Genomic DNA, 20,023 nt, shown 5'->3' on the forward strand with positions numbered 1-20,023 from the left:
AAAACAACACACCCACCGCAGAGCTGCCGCGTCGCACGCCCGCCCCCCCCCCCCCCCCCCCCCCCCCCCCCCCCCCCCCCCCCCCCCCCCCCCCCCCCCCCCCCCCCCCCCCCCCCCCCCCCCCCCCGTGCCCGCTGGGCGACCCGGGTTGCGGCCGGGGCGTCGGCGACGGCGGTCACCGCGACCGCCGCCGGACGGGGGTCGTGCTGGTCACCGGCGCCGGGGTCGGGGTCGGCGTGGTGGACGAGCGGCGGGGCGCGGTGGTCGACGCGGTGGTCGACGTGGTGGGCGCAGCCGGCGGGGTGGACGTCGGGGCGGCGGACGTCGTCGCGGTGCCGGTGCCCGTGCCGGTACCCGTCGTGCCCGTCCCGGTCGTGGCGCCCGTGTCGGTCGTGGTGTCGGTGCCGGCCGGCGGCGGCGTCGTCTCGACGACCTCCTCGGCCAGCTCGGCAGCCTCCTCGGCCGCCTCCTCCAGGGCGTCCTGCATGTCGTCGGGGTCCCCGCCCTTGGGCGGCGCGGTGTTGATCGAGTCGCAGTCGATGTCGTGGTGACCCACCTGGTACTGGGTCATCATGTCGTGGTCCTCGTGGGAGAGGTTGTGGCAGTGGATCATGTACCGCCCCTCCTCGTGGTCGAAGCGCATGAGCAGCCGGACGACCTCGCCCTCGCCGACGTAGACGACGTCCTTGGGGCCCTGCTCCTCCGGCCGCGGCGGCCGGCCGTTGCGGCTGAGCACCTGGAAGTCGACCAGGTGCACGTGCAGCGGGTGGAACCAGCCGCCGGAGGAGTTCTCGACCTCCCAGATCTCGGTGCTGTTCGGCTCGACGTTGGCGAAGACGTGCTCGTACTTCGACCGCACGACGTCGTCCCAGGTCTCGCCGTTGATGACCCACAGCCCGTTGGTGCGGTCCAGCCGCATGCGCCGGGTCGCGACCGCCGCGGCGGGGTCCAGCGCCATGGTCGGGTGCACCGGGCCGAGCGTGCTCGGGATGCTGTTGCCGTCGGTGCTGGTGACCGTCGTCCCGACCTCGAACTGCATGACCTTGCCGGTGTGGTCGTAGTCGCGGGCGTTCTTCACGCCGCCGTTGAGCAGCTGGACCCTCGTGCCCTTGAGGTCGGCGAAGTCGATGATGATCTCGTAGCGCTCGGCCATGCCGATCGTCAGCGTGGTGACCGTCTGCGGCCTGGGCATGAAGCCGCCGTCGGTGGCGATGACGGTGAACGGCTTGCCGTTGCTGAGCTTGAGCGTGTAGCCGCGCGCCAGTGAGCCGTTGAGCACGCGGAAGCGGTACTTGCGGGGCTCGACCTTCATCGTCGGCCACGGCACGCCGTTGACCAGGATGACGTCGCCGTAGACGCCGGACTCCCCGTCGTCGTCCCACATCAGCTGGCCGTTCCGGGCGAACATGACGTCGCTGATGATCAGCGGGAACTCGTACTGCGGACGGGCGGTCCCGACCTTGGCCCGGTCGTAGCGGGGGATGCCCAGCTCGCGCTCGAGCCCCTCGTCGACGCAGTGGTACTGCGCGGCCAGGCCCATGTACACGTTCTGGGCGGTGTGGTGCACGCCGTGGTCGTGGTACCAGAGCGTCCGCGGCGTGCAGTTGTTCGGGTACATGTAGTTCTTCCACTCGCCCGGGTTCGTCAGGTCGCCGGCGTAGCCGTCGAACTGCGGCTTGGAGGGCGAGCCGTGCAGGTGGGTCGAGGTCCAGGGGACGTAGCCCAGCGTCGGGTGCTTGGCCGGCAGCCGGTTGACCTGCTGCATGACGACCCGGCGGGTGTTCATGCCGTTCTGGTACACGCGGACGGTGGGACCGGGGACCAGGCCGTTGTAGCCCCACACGGTCGTCTTGATGCCCTTGATGAACTCGACCTGCGCCGGCCGCTGCTCGATCTTGTAGTAGTCGCTGCCGACGTACTCCCCGCCGGTGACCGGCGTCGTCGTCCCCGGCACGGTGCCGTAGCTGTTGCCGGGCCGCTCGTCGGTCCGGTACGGCGCCAGCACCGGCGGCGCGGTGAAGGCTGCGACGTAGGGCCGGGGCATCTTCTTCGCGTCGAGTTCCGAGGCGCTCTTGGCCGAGAGGACGGCCTGATAGGGCAGGGCCATGGCCGCGGTCCCGACCAGCGACACCTTGAGGACGTCGCGACGGTTCAGGCTGGGCGTGTCCATCGGGAGTGCTCCTCACTTACCGCTGGTGATCGGTGAATGAAGACTCCCGCGTCCGCCCCCCTCGTCACAGCCGTGAGGAGGGGGGCGGGGGGATCCCGCATTTGGGGGGTCCGTGCAGGTCAGCCGCTCGTGGCGTCACTGTGCGTGGTGCAGTGGCACCACGGCGGTCAGGAGAGCGCCACCGCCGAGCCGCTCACCCAGGGTGACCGTCCCGCCGAGGTCGACGACCCGGTCGCGCAGCAGGGACAGCCCGAGGTGCCCCTCGGCGCGCTTGTCGGTGGACGCGGGGAACCCGACGCCGTCGTCGGCGATCTCCAGGCGCACCGCCGGCCCGCCGCGCAGACCGGTCTCCTCGAGGGTGATCCAGGTCCGCTTGGCCTGCGCGTGGGTGGCGACGTTGGCGAGGGCCTCCTTGGCGGTGCGGTAGAGCACCGCCGCGGCGTCCGGCGTCATCTCCGGCAGAGGGGCGGCGTCCATGAGCACCTCGATGCCCGCGGCGCGCAGGGGCTCGGCGCTGTCGGCGATCGCCACGCCCAGGCCCGGCCCGCTGAGGTCGGGCGGGTAGATGTCCACCATCAGCCGGCGCAGTGACTGGACGGCGTGCCGGACGGCCCCGACCAGCTTGTCGACGGTCGGCTGCCGTTCCTCGGGCAGGCTGCCGCGCAGGGCGGACAGCGCGTAGCTGACCCCGGCGAGGTCCTGCACCGGTCCGTCGTGGACGTCGGCGGCGATCGCCCGCCGCTCCCGCTCCGAGGCCTCGGCGTTGCGCTGCACCAGCGCCGTCCGCTCCGCCTCCTGGCGGCGCACGCGGCGGGCCAGCGAGGTCGCGATCGGCACCTGGACGAGCTGCAGGACGACGAGCGCCCCGATGGCCATCGGGATGATCTGCCCGCGCAGCCGGGCCGCCTGGCCGGCGATGCCCTCGTAGGAGAAGTACGCCTCGAAGACGAGGTCCTCACCCCGCGCCTCGAGGGGGACGTAGACCTCGAGCAGCGTCTGCGCCGCGCCGTCGGCAGTCGTCTCCGGCGCCTCGTCGACGGAGGACACCGTCCCGCCACCGGCAGCGGTCAGCAGGCCGTCGGAGACGTCGAGGGTCCGGCCGACGATCCTGCGCTCGGTGGCCCAGACGACCTCGCCGCTCGGCCGCCAGACCACCATGCGGGTGACCGACCCGTCACTCATCCGGCTCGCGGCCGCCCGGTTGAGCTCCGCGAACCGATCCGGTCCCTCGGCCGGCGCCGCCTCGAGCGCCGGGGCGACCAGGAACCGGCCCAGCCGCTCCGCGGTCCGCTCGACCTCCTCCAGGGCGTTGGCCCGCGCGATGCGCTCGCTGAGCCACACCGTGCCCGCCGACACGGCGAGCAGGACCAGCAGCGCGACGGCGCAGAAGGCGGCCAGCTCGCGGCCCCAGGCGGTGGGGCGCCGGGCCGGCGTCAGCCCCGGGGAGGAGGAGGGGCCGGAGAGCTCAGTGTTCATCCGCGGCGCCGAGCAGCCCGAGCTGCTGGGCCTTGACGACGGCCTCGAGCTGGGAACGGACGCCGAGCTTGGCGTGCAGCGACTTCACGTAGCCGCGGCAGGTCTCCAGCGTGATGCCGAGGATCCGGGCGATCGCCTTGACCTGCATCCCGCGGCCGAGGCAGTCGAGCACCTCCTGCTCGCGCCGGGTCAGCTGCGGCACGGCGCCCTGGCTGCCGGCCGCGGCGGAGGAGCGGGGCGCGCCGGCGGCGAACGTGGAGGGGGCGACGAGCATCTGCCCGGGCTGCACGCGGGACAGGACGTCGATCATCTCCGCCAGCGAGCCGTCCTTGGGGATGAACGCCGAGGCGCCGGCCTGCGCGGCCCGGACCACCCAGTCGGGGTCGCGGTGTGCGGTGACCACGGCGACGACGGCGTTCGGCGCGACCTCGCGGATCCGGCGGGTGGCCGCCAGTCCGTCCTGGCGGGGCATCTCGATGTCCATGACGACGATGTCGGGCTGCAGGTCCTGGGCCATCGCGACGGCCTGCGCCGCGGAGTGGGCGGTGCCGACGGAGTCCATCCCCGCGGAGGTCAGCGCCCCCGAGAGGAGTTCGGCGAAGGTGCGGTGGTCGTCGACCACCAGCACGCGCGCCAGGTCGGTCGGCCGCTCCATCTGGGCAAGCGTCATGGGAACCCCCGTGTCATCCCGTGCCCCGGCCCGCCGGTGCGGGGGAGCGCGATCATGGGACCGGACTTCCGGGCGTCTGACCAGGGCCGTTACACCCCTTGGGACCAAGGTCCCGAGTGGCCCAGGTCACGCGCAAGCGAGTCACGACTCAGCGTGATGATCTCCGTGGCGTTCCGTGTCGGCTCGTTCACCCAGAGGGGTGAGGTCAGGACGTCGCCGCGGTGGCGGCGTCGCTCCAGGCGGTCCCGCCGGCGGCCACGGCCCGCACGTGGTCGGGCAGCGCGCCGGGGTCCTCGCCCTTGAGGAGGTACCCCACGACGCCGATCTCGCGGGCCTCGCGCACCAGTGCCGGCGTCAGCGACCCGGTCAGGACGACGACGCGCGACTCGGGGCGGTCGGCCAGCAGCTCGCGGGCCGCCTGCAGGCCGGTGACCCGCGGCATGGCCAGGTCGAGCAGGACGACGTCGGGCCGGGTGCGCCGGGCGGCGTCGACCACCTGGGCGCCGTCCTCGCACTCGGCCACCACGGTGAGGTCACCGCTGGCGCTCAGCAGTTCCACCAGGGAGTCCCGGACGAACGCATGGTCGTCCGCGAGCAGGACCGTGATCACGCCCCGTCTCCCTCCCCCCCTCCGCTCCGTCGCGGTCATCTCCCGCGGCCGGTGCGCAGCTGCGGCGCCGCCCCCGCGGCGCCTGGTCAGTGTGCCCAGGGCTGCCCGCAGCGGACAGCCCGACACCGGGGGGCGCCGACCCCCAACCTCGGGGGCCGCGTGGAACCGGTCGATGACCCAGCGTGAGCTCCACGGTCAGTTCAGCGGAGCCCGCGAGGAGAGGGTGGCGGGGTCGAGCCGGCCCGCGGTGACGTCGTCGGCGAGGTCGTCGACCGTCCGGCCGGTCGCCCGGGCCGCGGCGCGCAGCACGTCCAGGGCCTCGGGGGCGCCCACGTGCCGCGCCATCGCGACCCGGCCGATCGCGGTCCACACCAGCCCGCGGCGCTGGGCGGCCGGGCCGTGCAGCCAGGCCGGCCCACCCTCCGGGGACCACGGCGCCCACACGGCGGCGTCACCGAGCGCCGCGCAGGCCAGGTCGCCCACGGCCATGGCCTCGAAGACGTCGAGGTCGGGCACCGCCGTCTCGTCGGTGAAGAACAGGTCCAGGGCCCCCGGGCCGGCCAGCGTCTCGCCGATCGGCAGGGCGACAACGGCGCGGTAGGGCGTCCGTTGGGCCAGCATCCGGGCGAACGCCGGCCAGCGGCGGTGCAGGTCCGCGGACGCGGCGAACACCGGCTCCTGGTCCCGCTGGGCGGACTCGCAGGGGCCGTCCCCGGCGGTGAACTGCAGCCGCTCGGCCAGGTCGGCGGTCCCGGAGCTCCCTCCCAGCGGGACCCGGCCCCCCGGGTCACCGCCCACGCTCAGCCCCGCGCCGACCACCCCGAGCGTCCGGGCACAGGCGCGCGCCAGGTGCACGGGGAGCAGCGCGGGGTCGGCGAGCTCGGGCTCGCGGACGTCCTCCAGCGCGGCGCGGAACCGCATGGCGATCGACGACACGGTCCGATCATCCGGCATGCCCGGTAACGGGGGTTCCGGGGGGAGTGCGCCGGTTCAGTGCGCCGGCTGTTCCGACCGGTAGGTGTAGGCGGCCTCCCGCACCGCGTCGTCGGACTCCAACCCGGCACCGAGCGCACCGCCCACCGTCGCCAGCGAGCAGGTGAGCCAGGCCAGCTCGAGGTAGTCCGACAGGTGCACCGGGTGGCCCAGGCCGTCGGCGAACAGTGCCCCGACCACCAGGAGCAGCGCCCCGGCGAACGCCAGCACGAACAGCACCGCGTACAGCACGAGGACGCCGATGACGACGGTGGCGGTGGTCGCCACGTTGAACAGCAGCACCTGCTTGCGCACCCGGCGGGACCGCGGCCGCTCCCACAGCTCCGCGCCGACGACGAGGGTCACCACGATGGCGAGCACCGAGCCGACGGCGATGACCGTGAGGCGCGGCCAGCCGGAGGTGTCGGCCAGCCGCCAGATGTCGCTGGTGATGAGGGCGAACACGCCGGCCGCGATCGCCGCGGTGAGCGCCCGGGACAGCCGCACCGCGAGCCGCCACGGCCGGTTGGCCCGCACCATGCCGAGCAGCAGCGGCAGGTTGCCGGTCAGCACGCGGGCGGTGAAGGCCACGCCGGCGGTCGCGTCGGCCGGGTCGGTGGCCAGCTCGCGCAGCCGCCGTCCCATCGCCGCGCGGTCGCCGGCGTCGCCGCCCTCCGGGGTGCCCAGCAGGGTGCGCACCAGCCCGAGCGCGGCCTGCAGCACCCGCTTGCGCAGCCCGACCGCGCCGAGCGCCGGCAGCGACAGCAGCGCGACGCCGTGCACGGGACTCGCCGAGCCGACCACCGGGCGCCGGTCGACCTCCAGCGGGACGTCGGTGAGCGCCACGGCCAGGTCCCAGTCCTCGGCGAGCAGCCGCTGGCGGGTGGCCGAGACGATCTCGCCGTCGTCGGCCGGGGGCTGCACCAGCCCGTCCTCGACCGCCCGGACCGCCCAGCGCACCTCCGGGTGGGACGCGGCGAGCGCACCGCCGAGTTCCCCGGCCAGCCAGCCGGCGAGCTCGGCCGGCGTCCCCGGCGCGGCGACCAGCCCGACCTGCACCACCGGCGCGACGGCCTGCGACAGCGGTCTTCCCTCCCGACGGGACCCGGTGGCTCGTCGGCGCCCGATCATCGCGGGATGCCCTTGGCCCCCTGCAGGGGCCCGTCGCGAGCTTGCGAGTGGCGGGGGGCAGGGGGTCCTTCGTCAGCCCCGGCCGGCGAGGACGGCCGTGTAGACCTCCACGGTCTGCTTGGCGATCGCGGGCCAGCCGAACTCCGCCAGCACCCGCTCGCGGCCCGCGGCGCCCATGCGGGCGGCCCGGTCCGGATCGTGCAGCAGTTCGGTGGTCCGTGCGGCCAGGCCGGACGCGAAGGCGGCGACGTCGTCGGGGTCGTAGGGGACCAGCAGGCCCGTCTCGCCGTCGGCGACCACCTCGGGGATACCGCCGACGGCGCTGGCCACGACGGCGGTGCCGCACGCGGCGGCCTCCAGGTTGACGATGCCCAGCGGCTCGTACACCGAGGGCACGACGAACACCGTCGCGCCGGTGATCAGCGGCACCAGCTGCTCGCGCGGCAGCATCGCCTCGATCCACACCACGCCGTCCCGCCGGGACTGCAGCTCGGCCACCGCATCGGCGACCTGCTGCCGCTCGGCCGGGGTGTCGGCGGCGCCGGCGCACAGCACCAGCCCGGCGTCGGTGGGCAGCTGCTCGGCCGCCTCCAGCAGGTGGACGACGCCCTTCTGCCGGGTGATCCGGCCGACGAACAGCGCGTAGGGCCGGTCGGGGTCCACGCCGAGCGAGCGGACGACGTCGGGGTCGCGCACCGGGCGGTAGGCGTCGGCGTCCACCCCGTTGCCGACGACGTGCACGCGGGCCGGGTCGAGGTCGGGGTAGGCGTCGAGCACGTCGGCGCGCATGCCGTGGCTGACCGCGATCACGCCGTCGGCGGCGAGGTAGGCGGTGCGCTCCACCCAGGACGACAGCCGGTAGCCCCCGCCGAGCTGGTCGGCCTTCCACGGCCGGCGCGGCTCCAGCGAGTGCGCCGTCACCACGTGAGGGGTGCCGTGCACCAGCGAGGCGAACAGGCCCGCGCCGTTGGCGTACCAGGTGTGGCTGTGCACCAGGTCGGCGCCGGCCAGCGCCCCGGCGATCTCGACGTCCACGCCGAGCGCCTGCAGCGCGCCGTTGGCACCCTGCAGCCCCGCGGGGACGGCGTGCCCGGTCGCGTCCGGGCGCGGCCCGCCGAAGCAGTGGACGTCGAGGTCGGGACCGTCGGGCAGCGCGCGCAGCGCCGCCGCGAGGTGCTCCACGTGCACACCTGCGCCGCCGTAGACGTCCGGCGGCCACTCCCGGGTCACCATGCCGATCCGCACGGAGCTCACCCTAGAAGGACCCCGTCCTCCCCGCCCCTCGCAGGCTCGCGGCGGTGCCCTGGACGGGGCCGGCGCGCACGGGAGTGGAGCGCCCGCACCGAACAGCGGATACGTTCCACCCCATGCGTGGCGGTCCTCGGGTTCTCGGCATCGTCCTGGCCGGTGGGGAGGGCAAGCGGTTGGCCCCCCTGACACAGGACCGGGCGAAGCCCGCTGTGCCCTTCGGGGGCAACTACCGGCTCATCGACTTCGTCCTGTCCAACCTGGTGAACGCCGACATCCGGCAGATCGCGGTGCTCACCCAGTACAAGAGCCACAGCCTCGACCGGCACATCACCACGACGTGGCGGCTGTCGCAGATGCTCGGCAACTACATCACCCCGGTGCCCGCGCAGCAGCGCCTCGGCCCGCGCTGGTACACGGGCAGCGCCGACGCGATCTTCCAGAGCCTCAACCTCATCTACGACGCGCGTCCGGACATCGTCGTCGTCTTCGGTGCCGACCACGTGTACCGGATGGACCCGGCGCAGATGATCGACCAGCACCTGCGGACCGGCGCCGGGGTCACCATCGCCGGGCTGCGGGTGCCGCGGGCCGACGCGACCGGGTTCGGTGTCATCGACTCCGACGCCGACGGTCGCGTGCGGGGCTTCCTCGAGAAGCCGGCCGACCCGCCCGGGCTGCCGGACTCGCCCGAGGAGAGCTTCGCCTCCATGGGCAACTACGTCTTCACCACCGACGCGCTGCTGGAGGCCCTGCGCAAGGACGCCGAGGACGAGCACTCGGTGCACGACATGGGCGGCTCGATCATGCCGATGCTCGCCGACGCCGGGGACGCCTGGGTCTACGACTTCTCCACCAACGTCGTCCCCGGCGCCACCGAGCGCGACCACGGCTACTGGCGCGACGTCGGGACGCTGGACTCCTACTTCGACGCGCACATGGACCTGGTGTCGGTCACGCCGATCTTCAACCTCTACAACGACCGGTGGCCGATCCTCACCCTGCCACCGCAGCAGCCCCCGGCGAAGTTCGTGCTCGGCGGGCGGGCCGAGGAGTCGATGGTCAGCGCCGGCGCGATCATCGGCGGTGGCTCGGTGCACAACTCGGTCGTCTCGCCCGGGGTGCGCGTCGAACGCGGGGCGCGGGTCGAGGACAGCGTGCTGATGGACGGCGTCTACGTCGGCGAGGGCGCCTACGTCCGCCGGGCCATCCTCGACAAGAACGTCGTCGTCCCCGACTGGACGCGCATCGGCGTCGACCTGGCCGCCGACCGCGAGCGGTACCACGTCAGCCCGGGGGGCGTGACCGTCCTCGGCAAGGGCGCGCGAGCCCATCGCTGAACGGCCGCTGTGAGGACCCTCGTGCCCCCCGACCCTCGCTCCGCTCGGCCCGGGTCCCTGCACGAGGGCCGTTCCAGCACGTCGCCACTGGTCGTCACGCTGCTCCTGGACCCCGGGGCCCAGGAGCGGTTGGACCGGCTGCGGGCGGCGCACTTCCCGGTCGAGCGCAACCACCTGGCTGCGCACGTCACGCTGTTCCACGCCCTGCCGGGGGAACGGGTCGACGCGGTGGCCGCCGACCTCGCCGGCGCGGCCCGCCGGCAGCGCTTCGACGTCGCCGTCACCGGGCTGCGGCTGCTCGGCCGCGGGGTGGCCTACACGCTGGACGCCCCGGAGCTGACCGCGCTGCGCGCGGGGCTGGCCGCGACCTGGGAGCCGTGGCTGACCCCGCAGGACCGGCAGCGGCACGCGCCGCACGTGACGGTGCAGAACAAGGTCGAGCCCGCGGTCGCCCGCGCGCTGCGGGACCGGCTGGCGGCGGAGTTCGTCCCGCACCGGGTCGGGGCGCGCGGCCTCGGCCTGTGGCGCTACCTCGGCGGGCCCTGGGCGCCGGTCGCCGAGTACGCGTTCGGCTAGCCGCGGCGGGTGGCGACGAGCAGGCCGGCCCCGATCGGGAGGACGGCGGCGGTCAGGTCCTCGTGCTCGCGGACGGTGCGGGCGACGTCCCGCCAGGCCGTCGTCTGGTCGTCGCGGGCGCGGGGGTCGGTGATCCGGTCGCCGTCCAGGAGCCCGTGGCACACCACCGTCCCGCCGATCCGGACCAGCTCGAGCAGCGCGCCCAGGTGGGCGGCGTACTGGGTGGGCGCGCCGGCGCACACGACCATGTCGTAGGCGCCCGGCGAGAGGCGGGGGAGGACCTCGCCGGTCGTCCCGAAGATCATCCGGGTGCGGCCCGGCGGGTGGCCGGCCTCGGCGAAGGCCCGGCGGGTGGCGCGGAGCGCCTCGGCGTCGCTGTCCAGCACGGTGAGGACGCCGTCGGGGCGCATGCCCTCCAGCAGCCACAGCCCGGCGATGCCGCCGCCGCTGCCGATGGAGACCACCGTGCGGGCCGCGGCCCCGGCCGCCAGGACGGCGAGGGTGGCGCCCTCCGCCGGCGTCACCGGTGGCGCGCCGGCCAGCCCCGCCACACGGGACCGGGCCGAGAGCAGCGCGGGCGTCTCGGCCGCGAACCGGTCGGCGTAGGCCGCCCCGTCCCTCCCCGGTGCCGCGGCGGTCACCGCTCGACTCCGGGCTCGTCCCGTTCCTCGCTCGACGCCGTCAGTCGCCGCAGCAGCCGCTCCGCTCCTCGTCCGCCGGCGCTCGCGCCCATGCGCACTCGCGCTCGGCTCCGGGCCTCCCGCTGCGATGCTCGCTCGCCTGTCGTCGTCGCGGCGCTCATCACCGGCCGAGGGTAGTGGCCGGGGCCGGCCGCGCCCGGCCGGCCGCGCAGCTGTGAGCTCCCTGTGAACGGGAACACCGCCCCGATCCCGGCCCGTTGGACCTGTCGTGCGCCCCGAGAGAGCCGCCCCTGCCCGACCCGCCGACGTCGGGGGGTCGACGACGGCTCCGGTCTGCGATCCTGGGACCGTGCCCGACGCCGCCGATCCCGCTCCCGCGACCGAGGCGTGGATCGCCCCGACCTGGGAGCAGGTCGTGCGGGACCACTCCGCGCGCGTGTACCGGCTGGCCTACCGGCTCTCGGGCAACCCGCAGGACGCCGAGGACCTGACCCAGGAGACCTTCGTCCGGGTCTTCCGCTCCCTCGCCGACTTCTCGCCCGGCACCTTCGAGGGCTGGCTGCACCGCATCACCACGAACCTCTTCCTGGACATGGTGCGGCGCCGGCAGCGGATCCGCTTCGACGCGCTGCCCGAGGACACCGAGCGGCTGCCCGGGACGGCGCCCAGCCCCGAGCAGGTCTACACCGACACCCACCTCGACCCGCAGGTGCAGGCCGCGCTCGACGCGCTCTCGCCGGAGTTCCGCGTCGCCGTCGTCCTCTGCGACATCGAGGGGCTGACCTACGAGGAGATCGCGGCGACCCTGGGCATCAAGCTCGGCACGGTGCGCAGCCGCATCCACCGCGGCCGGGTCCAGCTGCGCGAGGCGCTCGCGCACCTGGCCCCGGGCCGGCCGGCGCCCAGCCAGGACGCCGTCGCGGAGGGGAGCGCGGGGTGAACATCCCGGAGAGCCACCTGGCCCAGGAGGCCATCGCGGCCCTCGTCGACGGTGAGCTGGCCGGCGGCCCCGCCGCCCGCGCGGCCCGCCACCTGACCGGGTGCGCCCAGTGCCGCATGGCGGTGCAGGCGCAGCGGGAGGCCAAGGAGGCGCTGCACGCCTCGTCCGACGTCGCCGTCCCGGGCGACCTGCTGTCCCGACTGCGCGCCATCCCGTTCACCGCGGACGTCCCCGGTGCCGGCGGCGGGCTTGGCGCGCTCAGCGCCGGTCCCGGCCAGCTCACCGTCAGCGGTGCCACCGGCTCCTGGTCGGTGCCGCTGGACCCGTCCCCCGTCGGCGGCGACCGGCCCGGTCACGCCCGCTGGCTGCGCCGCGGCTTCATCGGGGCGCTCGGCGTCCTCGGCCTGGGCGTGACCGCCCTGGCGCTGAACCTCCCCGCGGACAACTCCGACGGAGTCCGCCGGTCACCGGACCCCGTGGCCGGGGCCACGCTCGAGGAGCGCACCGAGATCGTCCCGCCGGTGGTGCGGACCACGACCGTCGGCACCGCCGTCCAGCCCTCCTCCGCGAGTCCGGGCGGGACGCCCTGACCAGCCGCGCCGACAGCCCGTCGGGAGACCCGGTGGACCCGGACCCGAAGACCCCGGACAGCGCCGAGGGAGACGTCCGCCCCGACCGGGCGGCACCGCCGCCCGACGAGGTGTTCGCCCGTCCCCGCGACGGTGTCGGCGGCTTCGACCCGCCCGTCCGCCCGCAGCCCGCACCGACGCCCGCGCCCGCGCCGAGCCCGGCCCAGCAGGCCGCCTTCGGGCGGCCCGCCGCCGTGCCGGGGAGCTTCGCGGGCGACCGCCCGGCCGTGCCGCCGCGGCCGCTGCCGCCCCCGCCGCCCGAGGCCGTGCTGCGCGCCTTCGCGCCGCCCGGTCCCGGCCGGCGCGGTCTGCAGGAACCGCCCGGTGGACGCCCCGGACGCCGGCGCACCGCCACCGGGCCGTGGTGGAAGCCCGACGCCCGCTCCGACCCCTGGCGCGACCCGCACGCCCCTGCCGGGCTCATCGGCCCCGCGGTGTTCGAGGAGCCCGAGGAGCAGGCCGGCCCGGTCGTCGTCGACGCGAAGGGACGCCGGCGGCTGCGGCTGGCCGACGTCTCCATCCGACTGTCGGTCCTCGCCCTGCTCGCCGTCCTGCTGACCGGGCTGGTCGGCGGCGCCGCCGGCTACTGGCTGACCCGCACCGCCGACGAGTCGCCGCTGCTGGCGCCGGGCACGCAGCTCAACGAGACCGACCAGGGGATCGCCCGCGAGCCGGGCTCGGTGTCCGACATCGCCTCGCGGGTCACCCCCGCGGTCGTCTCGGTCGAGGTCCGCATCGGCGAGGCCGGCGCCACCGGGTCCGGGGTCGTCATCGACGGCGGGAACGGCTACATCGTCACCAACAACCACGTCATCTCCGGCGCCGACGGCGTCGAGGGCGCCGAGATCCGCGCGGTCTTCTCCGACGGCAGCGGCTCGGCGGCGCGCATCGTCGGCCGCGACCCGGCCAGCGACCTCGCCGTCCTCAAGGTGGAGAAGCCCGGCCTGCTGACCGCCGCCCTGGGGAGCTCCGGCGACGTCGTCGTCGGCGACCCCGTGGTCGCGATCGGCTCGCCCCTCGGCCTGGCCAGCACGGTCACCAGCGGCATCGTCAGCGCACTCGACCGGCCGGTCCGGCTGGCCGGCGAGGGCAGCGACACCAACGCGGTGATCAGCGCGGTGCAGACCGACGCCCCGATCAACCCCGGCAACTCCGGCGGCGCGCTGGTCAACGGCGCCGGTGAGGTCATCGGCATCAACACCGCGATCGCCTCGGTCGGCGGCGGCAGCGTCGGGCTCGGCTTCGCCATCCCGGTCGACACCGTCCGCGACATCGCCGAGCAGCTCATCTCCAGCGGGCGCGCGGTGCACGCCTCGCTCGGGGTCAACGCCCGCTCGGTCACCGACGGCACCCGCGACGGCGCGCTGGTGGTCAACGTGGAGCCGGGCAGCGCGGCGGCCGAGGCCGGCATCCGCGAGCAGGACGTCGTCATCGCCGTGGACGGCGAGCCGGTCGGCAGCTCCGAGGAGCTCGTCGTGGCCGTCGACACCCACGAGCCCGGCGAGACGATCACGCTGGAGCTGGTGCGGGGCGGGTCCTCGACCACGGTCGAGGCCACGCTCGACGAGGCCTGAGGGGAGACCCCCCTCTTCGGGGCGCTGACCGCGGCGGGTCCGCCGCCTACGCTGAGGACGCGCGACGGCCGGGCCGCGCGCGGGAGGAGGGGAGCGGCGCGTGTTCGACTCGATCGGCTGGGGCGAGATCATCGTCCTGGCGCTCGCCGCGCTGTTCATCTTCGGACCGGACCGGCTGCCCGACCTCGCCAAGGACGCCGCCGCCGGGCTGAAGAAGGTGCGCACCGCGATCACCGGCGTCCGGGCCCAGGTCGACGAGTCCCTGGGCGACGACCTCGCCAGGCTGCGCGACCTGGACCTGCGGCAGTACCACCCGCGGACGTTCATCAGGAACCAGCTGCTGGCCGACGACGACGCGCCGCCGCGGGCCACCGGCGCGACGGCCGCGACCACGGTGGCGGCGGCTGCCGCACGGACGCGGGACCACTCGGCCCCGCCCCCGTTCGACCCCGACGCGACGTAGTCGTCCCCGCAAGAGACGCCGGGAGCGTCAGCTCAGTGGCGGACCGGGGTGAGCCCCAGCGACATGCCCGACAGGCCACGCTGGCGGGTGGCCAGGCGGTCGGCGATCGTCGCCAGCGCCTGCGCGGCGGAGCACCCCGGGTCGGCCAGCACGACCGGCGCACCGGCGTCCCCGGCCTCGCGGACCCGGGTGTCCAGCGGGATCTGGCCCAGCAGCGGCACCCGCGCACCCAGGGTGCGGGTCAGCGCGTCGGAGACCGCCTCGCCACCGCCGGAGCCGAAGACCTCCATGCGGGAGCCGTCGGGCAGGTCCAGCCACGACATGTTCTCGATGACGCCGACCACCTGCTGGTGCGTCTGGGTGGCGATGGCGCCGGCCCGCTCGGCGACCTCGGCCGCGGCCAGCTGCGGCGTCGTCACCACGAGGATCTCGGCGTTGGGCAGCAGCTGGGCGATGGAGATGGCGACGTCGCCGGTGCCGGGCGGCAGGTCCAGCAGCAGGACGTCGAGGTCGCCCCACCACACGTCGGCGAGGAACTGCTGCAGCGCGCGGTGCAGCATCGGCCCGCGCCACACCACCGGGGTGTTGCCGGGGGTGAACATGCCGATCGAGATGACCTTCACGCCGTAGGCCTGCGGCGGCATGATCATGTTGTCGACCTGGGTCGGCTTGTCGTCGACCCCGAGCATCCGCGGCACCGAGTGGCCGTAGATGTCGGCGTCCACGACGCCCACCGACAGGCCCTTCTTCGCCAGCGCGGCGGCCAGGTTCACCGTGACCGACGACTTGCCCACGCCACCCTTGCCCGAGGCGACGGCGTACACGCGGGTCAGCGAGCCAGGCTGCGAGAACGGGATGACCGGGTCGGCGGCGTCGGTGCCGCGCACCGTGCGGCGCAGCTCGGCGCGCTGCTCGTCGCTCATCACGTCCAGGCCCACCTGCACCGAGGTGACACCGGGGACGGCGGAGACGGCCTGCGTGACCCGGCTGGTGATGGTCTCGCGCATCGGGCACCCGGCGACGGTCAGGTAGACCTCGACCCGGACGGTGCCGTCGTCGGCGATCCGGACGTCCTTGACCATGCCGAGCTCGGGGAGCGGCCGGTTGATCTCCGGGTCCTGGACGGTGGCCAGTGCGGCGTTGACGGCGTCGAGCGCCGGCGCGCCGGTCAGCGGGGCGGACATCGTGTGCGTCTGTCTCCTTCGACGGGGGACCCGGTCGGCGTCCGCCGAGGAGCGGCGGTGACCTGCGTTCACGGGCCTCCTGCCACTGTACGGCGGCCGTGCCGGCCGGCCGCCGTCCGGAGGGTGATCTACTGCTCAGCCGGGCGGCTCAGCCCACCGGCACGGGGGTCCACGGGCCGGCGCACACGGCGTTGCGGGTCGCCTTGGCGCGGTAGAGGTGCGCGTCGGCCTCGGCGGTCAGCCGCTCGGGCACCGCGTCCTGCCCGGATGCGACCGCGACCCCGAGGGACAGCGTCAGCGCGCCCCGGCCGGCAGCGGGCAGGCGCAGCTCGAGCGCGGCCGCGCGCAGCTCCTCGGCCAGCGCGGCCGCCCGGCCGAGGTCGCTGCCGGGCAGCAGGACGGCGAGCTCGTCGCCGCCGAGGCGGGCGACGACGTCCCCGGCCCGTACCCGGGCGAGGAGGGTGGTCGCGATCAGGCGCAGCGCCTCGTCCCCGCCGCCGTGGCCGTGCAGGTCGTTGACCTCCTTGAAGTGGTCGACGTCGGCGAGGACGACGGCCAGCGACGTCCCGGTCCGGCGGGCCGCGGCGCAGGCCTGCGCCAGCTCGGCGTCCCACCGCCGGCGGTTGGCCAGGCCGGTCAGCGGGTCCTCGTGGCTGAGCCGCTCGAGGCGGGCGAGCAGCGCGCGGGTGCGCTCCCGCTCCTCCTCCAGCCGGGTGCGGGCGGTCGACTCCCGGGTGGTCAGCCGGTAGCGCTGGGAATGGGCGAGCACCCCGATGCCGGAGGCGGTGGCCAGGTAGAAGGCAGAGGCGACCAGGTGGTGGTCGGACATGGAGGTGGGCGCCGTGAGGACGGCGACGCCGAACGCCGTCCAGGTCACGCCGACCAGGGCCCCCGTCCACAGTGGCCGGGCCACCATCAGGCAGCCGCTCGCGAACAGCGCCAGCGTGAAACCCAGCAGGTAGAACTCCACGTGCTCGACCCGCGGCACCATCCAGGCGATCTCCGCCTGGACCGTCGCCAGCACGGCGCAGGCGAGCAGCTCCGGCTGCCGCCGCCCGAGCGGCAGGCGCCACAGCACCCAGACCGCCACCAGCATGGGGACGGTGCAGGCCAGCCGGACGGCGACCAGGTGCGGGGCGATCCCCGGTTCGAGCGCCAGGTCCAGGCCCGACCAGGCGGGGACGGTGATCGTCGCCAGCCCGGAGGTCATCAGCGCCGCCTCCCGCGCGCGGGCCAGCCGGTCCTCCTCGAGGGAGGGCCGGTGCTGCGGCGGGGCGGTGGTCACGACGCGTCCATCGGAACCGCGACGTCTCGCCTGGAGGCGGGCAACCCCGCGGTGCCCCCCTTCCGAGGGGTGCCAGGCCCGTCCGGCCGCCTGGCTAGCCTCGCTGGCGTGTCCGCCGCCCGCACCGCGACCCTCCGCGACGCCGTCGGCCTGGGGCTCGCGGTGGGCCTCTACGGGGTGGCGTTCGGTGCCGCGGCGGACGCCGCCGGCCTCGACCTCTGGCAGGCGCTCGTGCTCTCGGCGGTCATGTTCACCGGGGCCTCCCAGTTCGCGCTGGTCGGCGTCCTCGGCGCCGGCGGCAGCGGGCTGGCGGTGATCGGCAGCGCCCTGCTGCTGGGCACCCGCAACACCCTCTACGGCGTCCGGCTGGCCCCGCTGCTCGCGCCGCGCGGCGTGCTGCACCGGGTCGGCGCCGCGCACTGGGTGATCGACGAGACCACCGCGATGGCCGTCGCCGCCCCGGACCGCGAGCTGGGCCGGCTGGCGTTCTGGGCCACCGGGGGGACCATCTACCTCGGCTGGAACCTGACCACGGTGCTCGGCGCGCTCGGCGCCTCCGGCCTCGGGGGGACGGCGCAGGCCGCGTTGGACGCCGTCGTCCCCGCCGCCTTCCTGGCGCTGCTGTGGCCGCGGCTGCGGCGGGGGTTCCCCGAGGCCGCCGTGCAGCGGCGGGTCGCGGTCGGCGGCGCGGTGGTGGCGCTGCTGCTCACCCCCGTGGTGCCGGCCGGCGTGCAGGTGGTGGCGGCCGTCGTCGCCGTGGCGCTGGCGGGGCGGCCGCGGGGTGCGGACGCGGTCCAGGCGGGCGTGCCCGAGGACGGAGCAGCCCCGCGGACGCGACCGACGAGCACCGGCGAGGAGGGCTCGTGAGCGGCGAGGCGCTGTGGACGGTGGTCCTGGTGGCGGCCGTGGGCTGCTACGCGCTGAAGCTGGCCGGCCTGTCCGTGCCGGCCGCCTGGGTCGAGCGCCCGTGGGTGACCCGCGTCGTCGAGTTCGTCCCGGCGGCGCTGCTGGCCGCGCTGGTCGCCGTCCAGGCGGCCACCACCGGACCGGACCTGGTCGTCGACGGACGGCTGGCGGGGCTCGCGGTCGCCGCCCTCGCGCTGGCGCTGCGGGCGCCGTTCATCGTCGTCCTGGTGCTGGCCGGGGCGACCGGCGCGCTGGTGCACGTCCTCGTCGGCTGACGGAGGACCCCCTGCCCCCCGCCCCTCGCAGGCTCGCGGCAGGACCCTGCACGGGGCCGCGCACGACCGGCCCGTGCCGCCGCACCATCGCCTGGCACGGCGCCACCGCCCGTCAGAAGAGGCGGTCCGCGCGCTGCTCCAGGTCGAGCAGGAAGCGTTTGCGAGGGAGCCCCCCGCCGAACCCGACCAGCCTGCCGTCGGCGCCGATCACCCGGTGGCAGGGCACGACGACCGCGATCGGGTTCCTCCCGTTCGCCGCCCCGACGGCCTGGGCGCCACCCGGCTCGCCGACCGCCGCGGCGATGTACCCGTAGGAGCGGGTCTCGCCGTACGGGATGCGGGTCAGCTCGTTCCACACGGCCAGCTCGAAGGGGCTGCCGACGGGCCGCAGGGGCAGGTGGAAGTCGGTCCGCTCGCCGGCGAAGTACTCGGCGAGCTGGCGCGCGACGTCCTCGAACCCCGCGTCGGCCCGCTCCCCGAGTGCGTCCGCCTCGAGCGCGCCAGGAGGCGACATCGCCAGCCGCACGAGCGCGCCGTCCTCGCCGCGGACGACGGTCAGCGGGCCGATCGGCGACGGCACCACGGTGTGCGTCCTGCTCATCGTCAGCGTTCCCCTGCCCGGTGGACGACCGGCCGGCGCCGGACGCGGGGTCCTCCTCGGGTGGAGACCGTAGGTCGGGGGACCGACAGCAACCAGCCGCCCGGGCGCTGGTCCTGCCCGTCCCGGCGACCTGGCTCAGCAGTCGGAGGGGAAGCGGCGGCGGGAGGCGTCCTCCTGGGCCAGGCGGCGCAGGGCCAGCAGCACCGGTTCCAGCAGCACGGTGTGGACCACCACGAAGCGGACAGCCTCGGCCACCGACCCGGTCGGCACCTCGGCGACGTCCTGCTCGCCGATCCGGCCGGCGGCCTCGGCGTAGCGGTCCAGCAGCTCGTCCGCGGGGGCGACCCCGGCCGAGCGCAGCGCCTCGAGGGCGCCGGCCAGTGCCAGCAGGGCGGGGGAGTCCTCGGCCACCCGCCAGCCCCGGCGGCCCAGCACGGCGCGGGCCTGCTCCAGGTCGGTCGCCTCCTCGGACCCCACGCCGGGCAGTGCCCGGTGGGCGGTACCCAGGGCCGCGTGCACACCGGTGTCCGGGGCGTCGACGGCGGCCAGCACCGCGCGCGCCCGGGCGACCGACAGGCCGCCCGGGCCGAGCAGGGCACGGACCAGACGGAGCCGCTCGAGGTGCTCCTCGCCGTAGCGGGCGCGGGTCGCGCCGGTCGGCTCGCCCGCCGGGAGCAGCCCCTCGCGCAGGTAGTACTTCACGGTCGCCACGGGGACGCCGGCCCGGCGGGCCAGCTCGGAGATCTGCACGCGTCCCCCTCGACATTGGATAGTGCCACTCTCTAACCTTGGAGACCTGCACTACCCAATCAGGAGGACGACATGGCGCGCATCGCCCGGGGCCGCTGGACCCACACGCACGAGGGGGACCTGACCGTCTTCCTCATCGGGATGCGGATCAACGCGCTGCACCGGCCCGACGCGTGGCTGCCCACGCTGGCCGCGATGGGTCCGATGCTCGCCGAGCTCGCCCGGGACCCCGACTCCGGCTTCCTCGGCCACCGCATGACGCTGGGCCGGCGCGGGCCGGTGCTCGTGCAGTACTGGCGCCGCGTCGAGGACGTCTACCGCTACGCCACCGACACCGGAGCCCGGCACCGCCCGGCGTGGACCGCGTTCAACCGGCGCGCCCGCAGGGTGCCGGGCGCGGTCGGCATCTGGCACGAGACGTACCAGGTGGCCCGGGCCGAGAGCATCTACGTCGACCTGCCCGTCCAGGGCCTGGCCGCCGCCACGGGGGCCCGCCAGGTGACCGGCCGGTACGACCGGGCCGCCGCGCGCCTGGCGGGCTGAAGAAGGACCCCCTCCTCCCCACCCCTCGCGAGCTCGGGG

At 75.5% G+C, this 20,023-nt stretch carries 21 protein-coding genes; 9 read left to right on the top strand and 12 right to left on the bottom strand.

What is annotated here, in order from left to right; genetic code table 11:
- Positions 1–175: 175 nt before the first annotated feature.
- The 7 genes from ACI78Z_RS20220 to glgA form a co-directional block, all read right to left on the bottom strand.
- Positions 176–2,170, bottom strand: coding sequence for a multicopper oxidase domain-containing protein (locus tag ACI78Z_RS20220; protein ID WP_457038327.1), 1,995 nt, complete (start codon positions 2,168–2,170; stop codon positions 176–178).
- A 135-nt stretch (positions 2,171–2,305) separates the two neighbouring features.
- Positions 2,306–3,646, bottom strand: a complete 1,341-nt coding sequence (locus ACI78Z_RS20225) for a sensor histidine kinase (RefSeq protein WP_457038328.1) — start codon at positions 3,644–3,646, stop codon at positions 2,306–2,308.
- Positions 3,636–4,301: a response regulator transcription factor gene (locus ACI78Z_RS20230; RefSeq protein WP_457038329.1), complete on the bottom strand. Its 666-nt coding sequence runs from the start codon at positions 4,299–4,301 to the stop codon at positions 3,636–3,638. Before ACI78Z_RS20230 ends, ACI78Z_RS20225 begins: the two co-directional genes overlap by 11 nt.
- A gap of 220 nt (positions 4,302–4,521) precedes the next feature.
- The gene (locus ACI78Z_RS20235; protein WP_457038330.1) at positions 4,522–4,926 is read right to left on the bottom strand and encodes a response regulator; all 405 of its coding nucleotides are present in this window, start codon (positions 4,924–4,926) and stop codon (positions 4,522–4,524) included.
- A 195-nt stretch (positions 4,927–5,121) separates the two neighbouring features.
- Complete coding sequence (locus ACI78Z_RS20240) at positions 5,122–5,862, bottom strand: ANTAR domain-containing protein (protein WP_457038331.1); 741 nt, start codon at positions 5,860–5,862, stop codon at positions 5,122–5,124.
- 54 nt (positions 5,863–5,916) lie between these two features.
- On the bottom strand, positions 5,917–6,960 hold the full coding sequence (locus ACI78Z_RS20245; protein WP_457038332.1) for a hypothetical protein: 1,044 nt from the start codon (positions 6,958–6,960) through the stop codon (positions 5,917–5,919).
- 141 nt (positions 6,961–7,101) lie between these two features.
- A complete protein-coding gene (glgA, locus tag ACI78Z_RS20250) occupies positions 7,102–8,274 on the bottom strand; it encodes a glycogen synthase (protein ID WP_457038333.1) in 1,173 nt (390 codons plus the stop codon).
- Positions 8,275–8,396: 122 nt separating this feature from the next.
- On the opposite strand from glgA, the gene glgC reads away from it, so the two are divergent.
- A complete protein-coding gene (glgC, locus tag ACI78Z_RS20255) occupies positions 8,397–9,617 on the top strand; it encodes a glucose-1-phosphate adenylyltransferase (protein ID WP_457038334.1) in 1,221 nt (406 codons plus the stop codon).
- Between the two features lie 21 nt (positions 9,618–9,638).
- The gene (locus ACI78Z_RS20260; protein WP_457038335.1) at positions 9,639–10,193 is read left to right on the top strand and encodes a 2'-5' RNA ligase family protein; all 555 of its coding nucleotides are present in this window, start codon (positions 9,639–9,641) and stop codon (positions 10,191–10,193) included.
- Here the strand turns inward: ACI78Z_RS20260 and ACI78Z_RS20265 are convergent.
- Complete coding sequence (locus tag ACI78Z_RS20265) at positions 10,190–10,834, bottom strand: O-methyltransferase (protein WP_457038336.1); 645 nt, start codon at positions 10,832–10,834, stop codon at positions 10,190–10,192. The two genes, ACI78Z_RS20260 and ACI78Z_RS20265, sit on opposite strands and share 4 nt — an antisense overlap.
- 349 nt (positions 10,835–11,183) lie before the next feature.
- Here ACI78Z_RS20265 and sigE point away from each other — a divergent pair, with 349 nt between their 5' ends.
- From sigE to ACI78Z_RS20285, 4 genes are all read left to right on the top strand, one after another.
- The gene (gene sigE, locus ACI78Z_RS20270) at positions 11,184–11,774 is read left to right on the top strand and encodes an RNA polymerase sigma factor SigE (RefSeq protein WP_457038337.1); all 591 of its coding nucleotides are present in this window, start codon (positions 11,184–11,186) and stop codon (positions 11,772–11,774) included.
- Positions 11,771–12,364, top strand: a complete 594-nt coding sequence (locus tag ACI78Z_RS20275; RefSeq protein WP_457038338.1) for an anti-sigma factor family protein — start codon at positions 11,771–11,773, stop codon at positions 12,362–12,364. The genes sigE and ACI78Z_RS20275 overlap by 4 nt, the downstream gene beginning before the upstream one ends.
- Positions 12,365–12,396: 32 nt before the next feature.
- The gene (locus tag ACI78Z_RS20280) at positions 12,397–13,977 is read left to right on the top strand and encodes a S1C family serine protease (protein WP_457038339.1); all 1,581 of its coding nucleotides are present in this window, start codon (positions 12,397–12,399) and stop codon (positions 13,975–13,977) included.
- A gap of 100 nt (positions 13,978–14,077) precedes the next feature.
- Positions 14,078–14,440 (top strand): twin-arginine translocase TatA/TatE family subunit, encoded by a 363-nt coding sequence (locus ACI78Z_RS20285; protein WP_457038340.1) that lies wholly within the window; start codon positions 14,078–14,080, stop codon positions 14,438–14,440.
- A 32-nt stretch (positions 14,441–14,472) separates the two neighbouring features.
- Here ACI78Z_RS20285 and ACI78Z_RS20290 read toward each other — a convergent pair whose 3' ends face one another.
- Together ACI78Z_RS20290 and ACI78Z_RS20295 are read right to left on the bottom strand one after the other, a co-directional pair.
- A complete protein-coding gene (locus ACI78Z_RS20290) occupies positions 14,473–15,624 on the bottom strand; it encodes an Mrp/NBP35 family ATP-binding protein (protein WP_457038341.1) in 1,152 nt (383 codons plus the stop codon).
- 148 nt (positions 15,625–15,772) lie between these two features.
- On the bottom strand, positions 15,773–16,909 hold the full coding sequence (locus tag ACI78Z_RS20295; RefSeq protein WP_457038342.1) for a diguanylate cyclase: 1,137 nt from the start codon (positions 16,907–16,909) through the stop codon (positions 15,773–15,775).
- A gap of 108 nt (positions 16,910–17,017) precedes the next feature.
- Between ACI78Z_RS20295 and ACI78Z_RS20300 the strand changes: the two genes are divergently transcribed.
- On the top strand, positions 17,018–17,776 hold the full coding sequence (locus tag ACI78Z_RS20300) for an AzlC family ABC transporter permease (protein WP_457038343.1): 759 nt from the start codon (positions 17,018–17,020) through the stop codon (positions 17,774–17,776).
- Positions 17,773–18,090, top strand: coding sequence for an AzlD domain-containing protein (locus ACI78Z_RS20305; RefSeq protein ID WP_457038344.1), 318 nt, complete (start codon positions 17,773–17,775; stop codon positions 18,088–18,090). The genes ACI78Z_RS20300 and ACI78Z_RS20305 overlap by 4 nt, the downstream gene beginning before the upstream one ends.
- Before the next feature lie 112 nt (positions 18,091–18,202).
- On the opposite strand, the gene ACI78Z_RS20310 is transcribed toward ACI78Z_RS20305, so the two are convergent.
- Positions 18,203–18,691 carry a methylated-DNA--[protein]-cysteine S-methyltransferase gene (locus ACI78Z_RS20310; protein WP_457038345.1) on the bottom strand — a complete coding sequence of 163 codons (489 nt, stop codon included), beginning with the start codon at positions 18,689–18,691 and terminating at the stop codon, positions 18,203–18,205.
- Between the two features lie 135 nt (positions 18,692–18,826).
- On the bottom strand, positions 18,827–19,441 hold the full coding sequence (locus tag ACI78Z_RS20315; RefSeq protein WP_457038346.1) for a MerR family transcriptional regulator: 615 nt from the start codon (positions 19,439–19,441) through the stop codon (positions 18,827–18,829).
- Between the two features lie 72 nt (positions 19,442–19,513).
- Between ACI78Z_RS20315 and ACI78Z_RS20320 the strand changes: the two genes are divergently transcribed.
- Entirely contained in the window at positions 19,514–19,984 is a 471-nt protein-coding gene (locus ACI78Z_RS20320) for a DUF4188 domain-containing protein (protein ID WP_457038347.1), read from the top strand.
- Positions 19,985–20,023: the final 39 nt, after the last annotated feature.

This window comes from Geodermatophilus sp. SYSU D01176 (genome assembly GCF_054050015.1).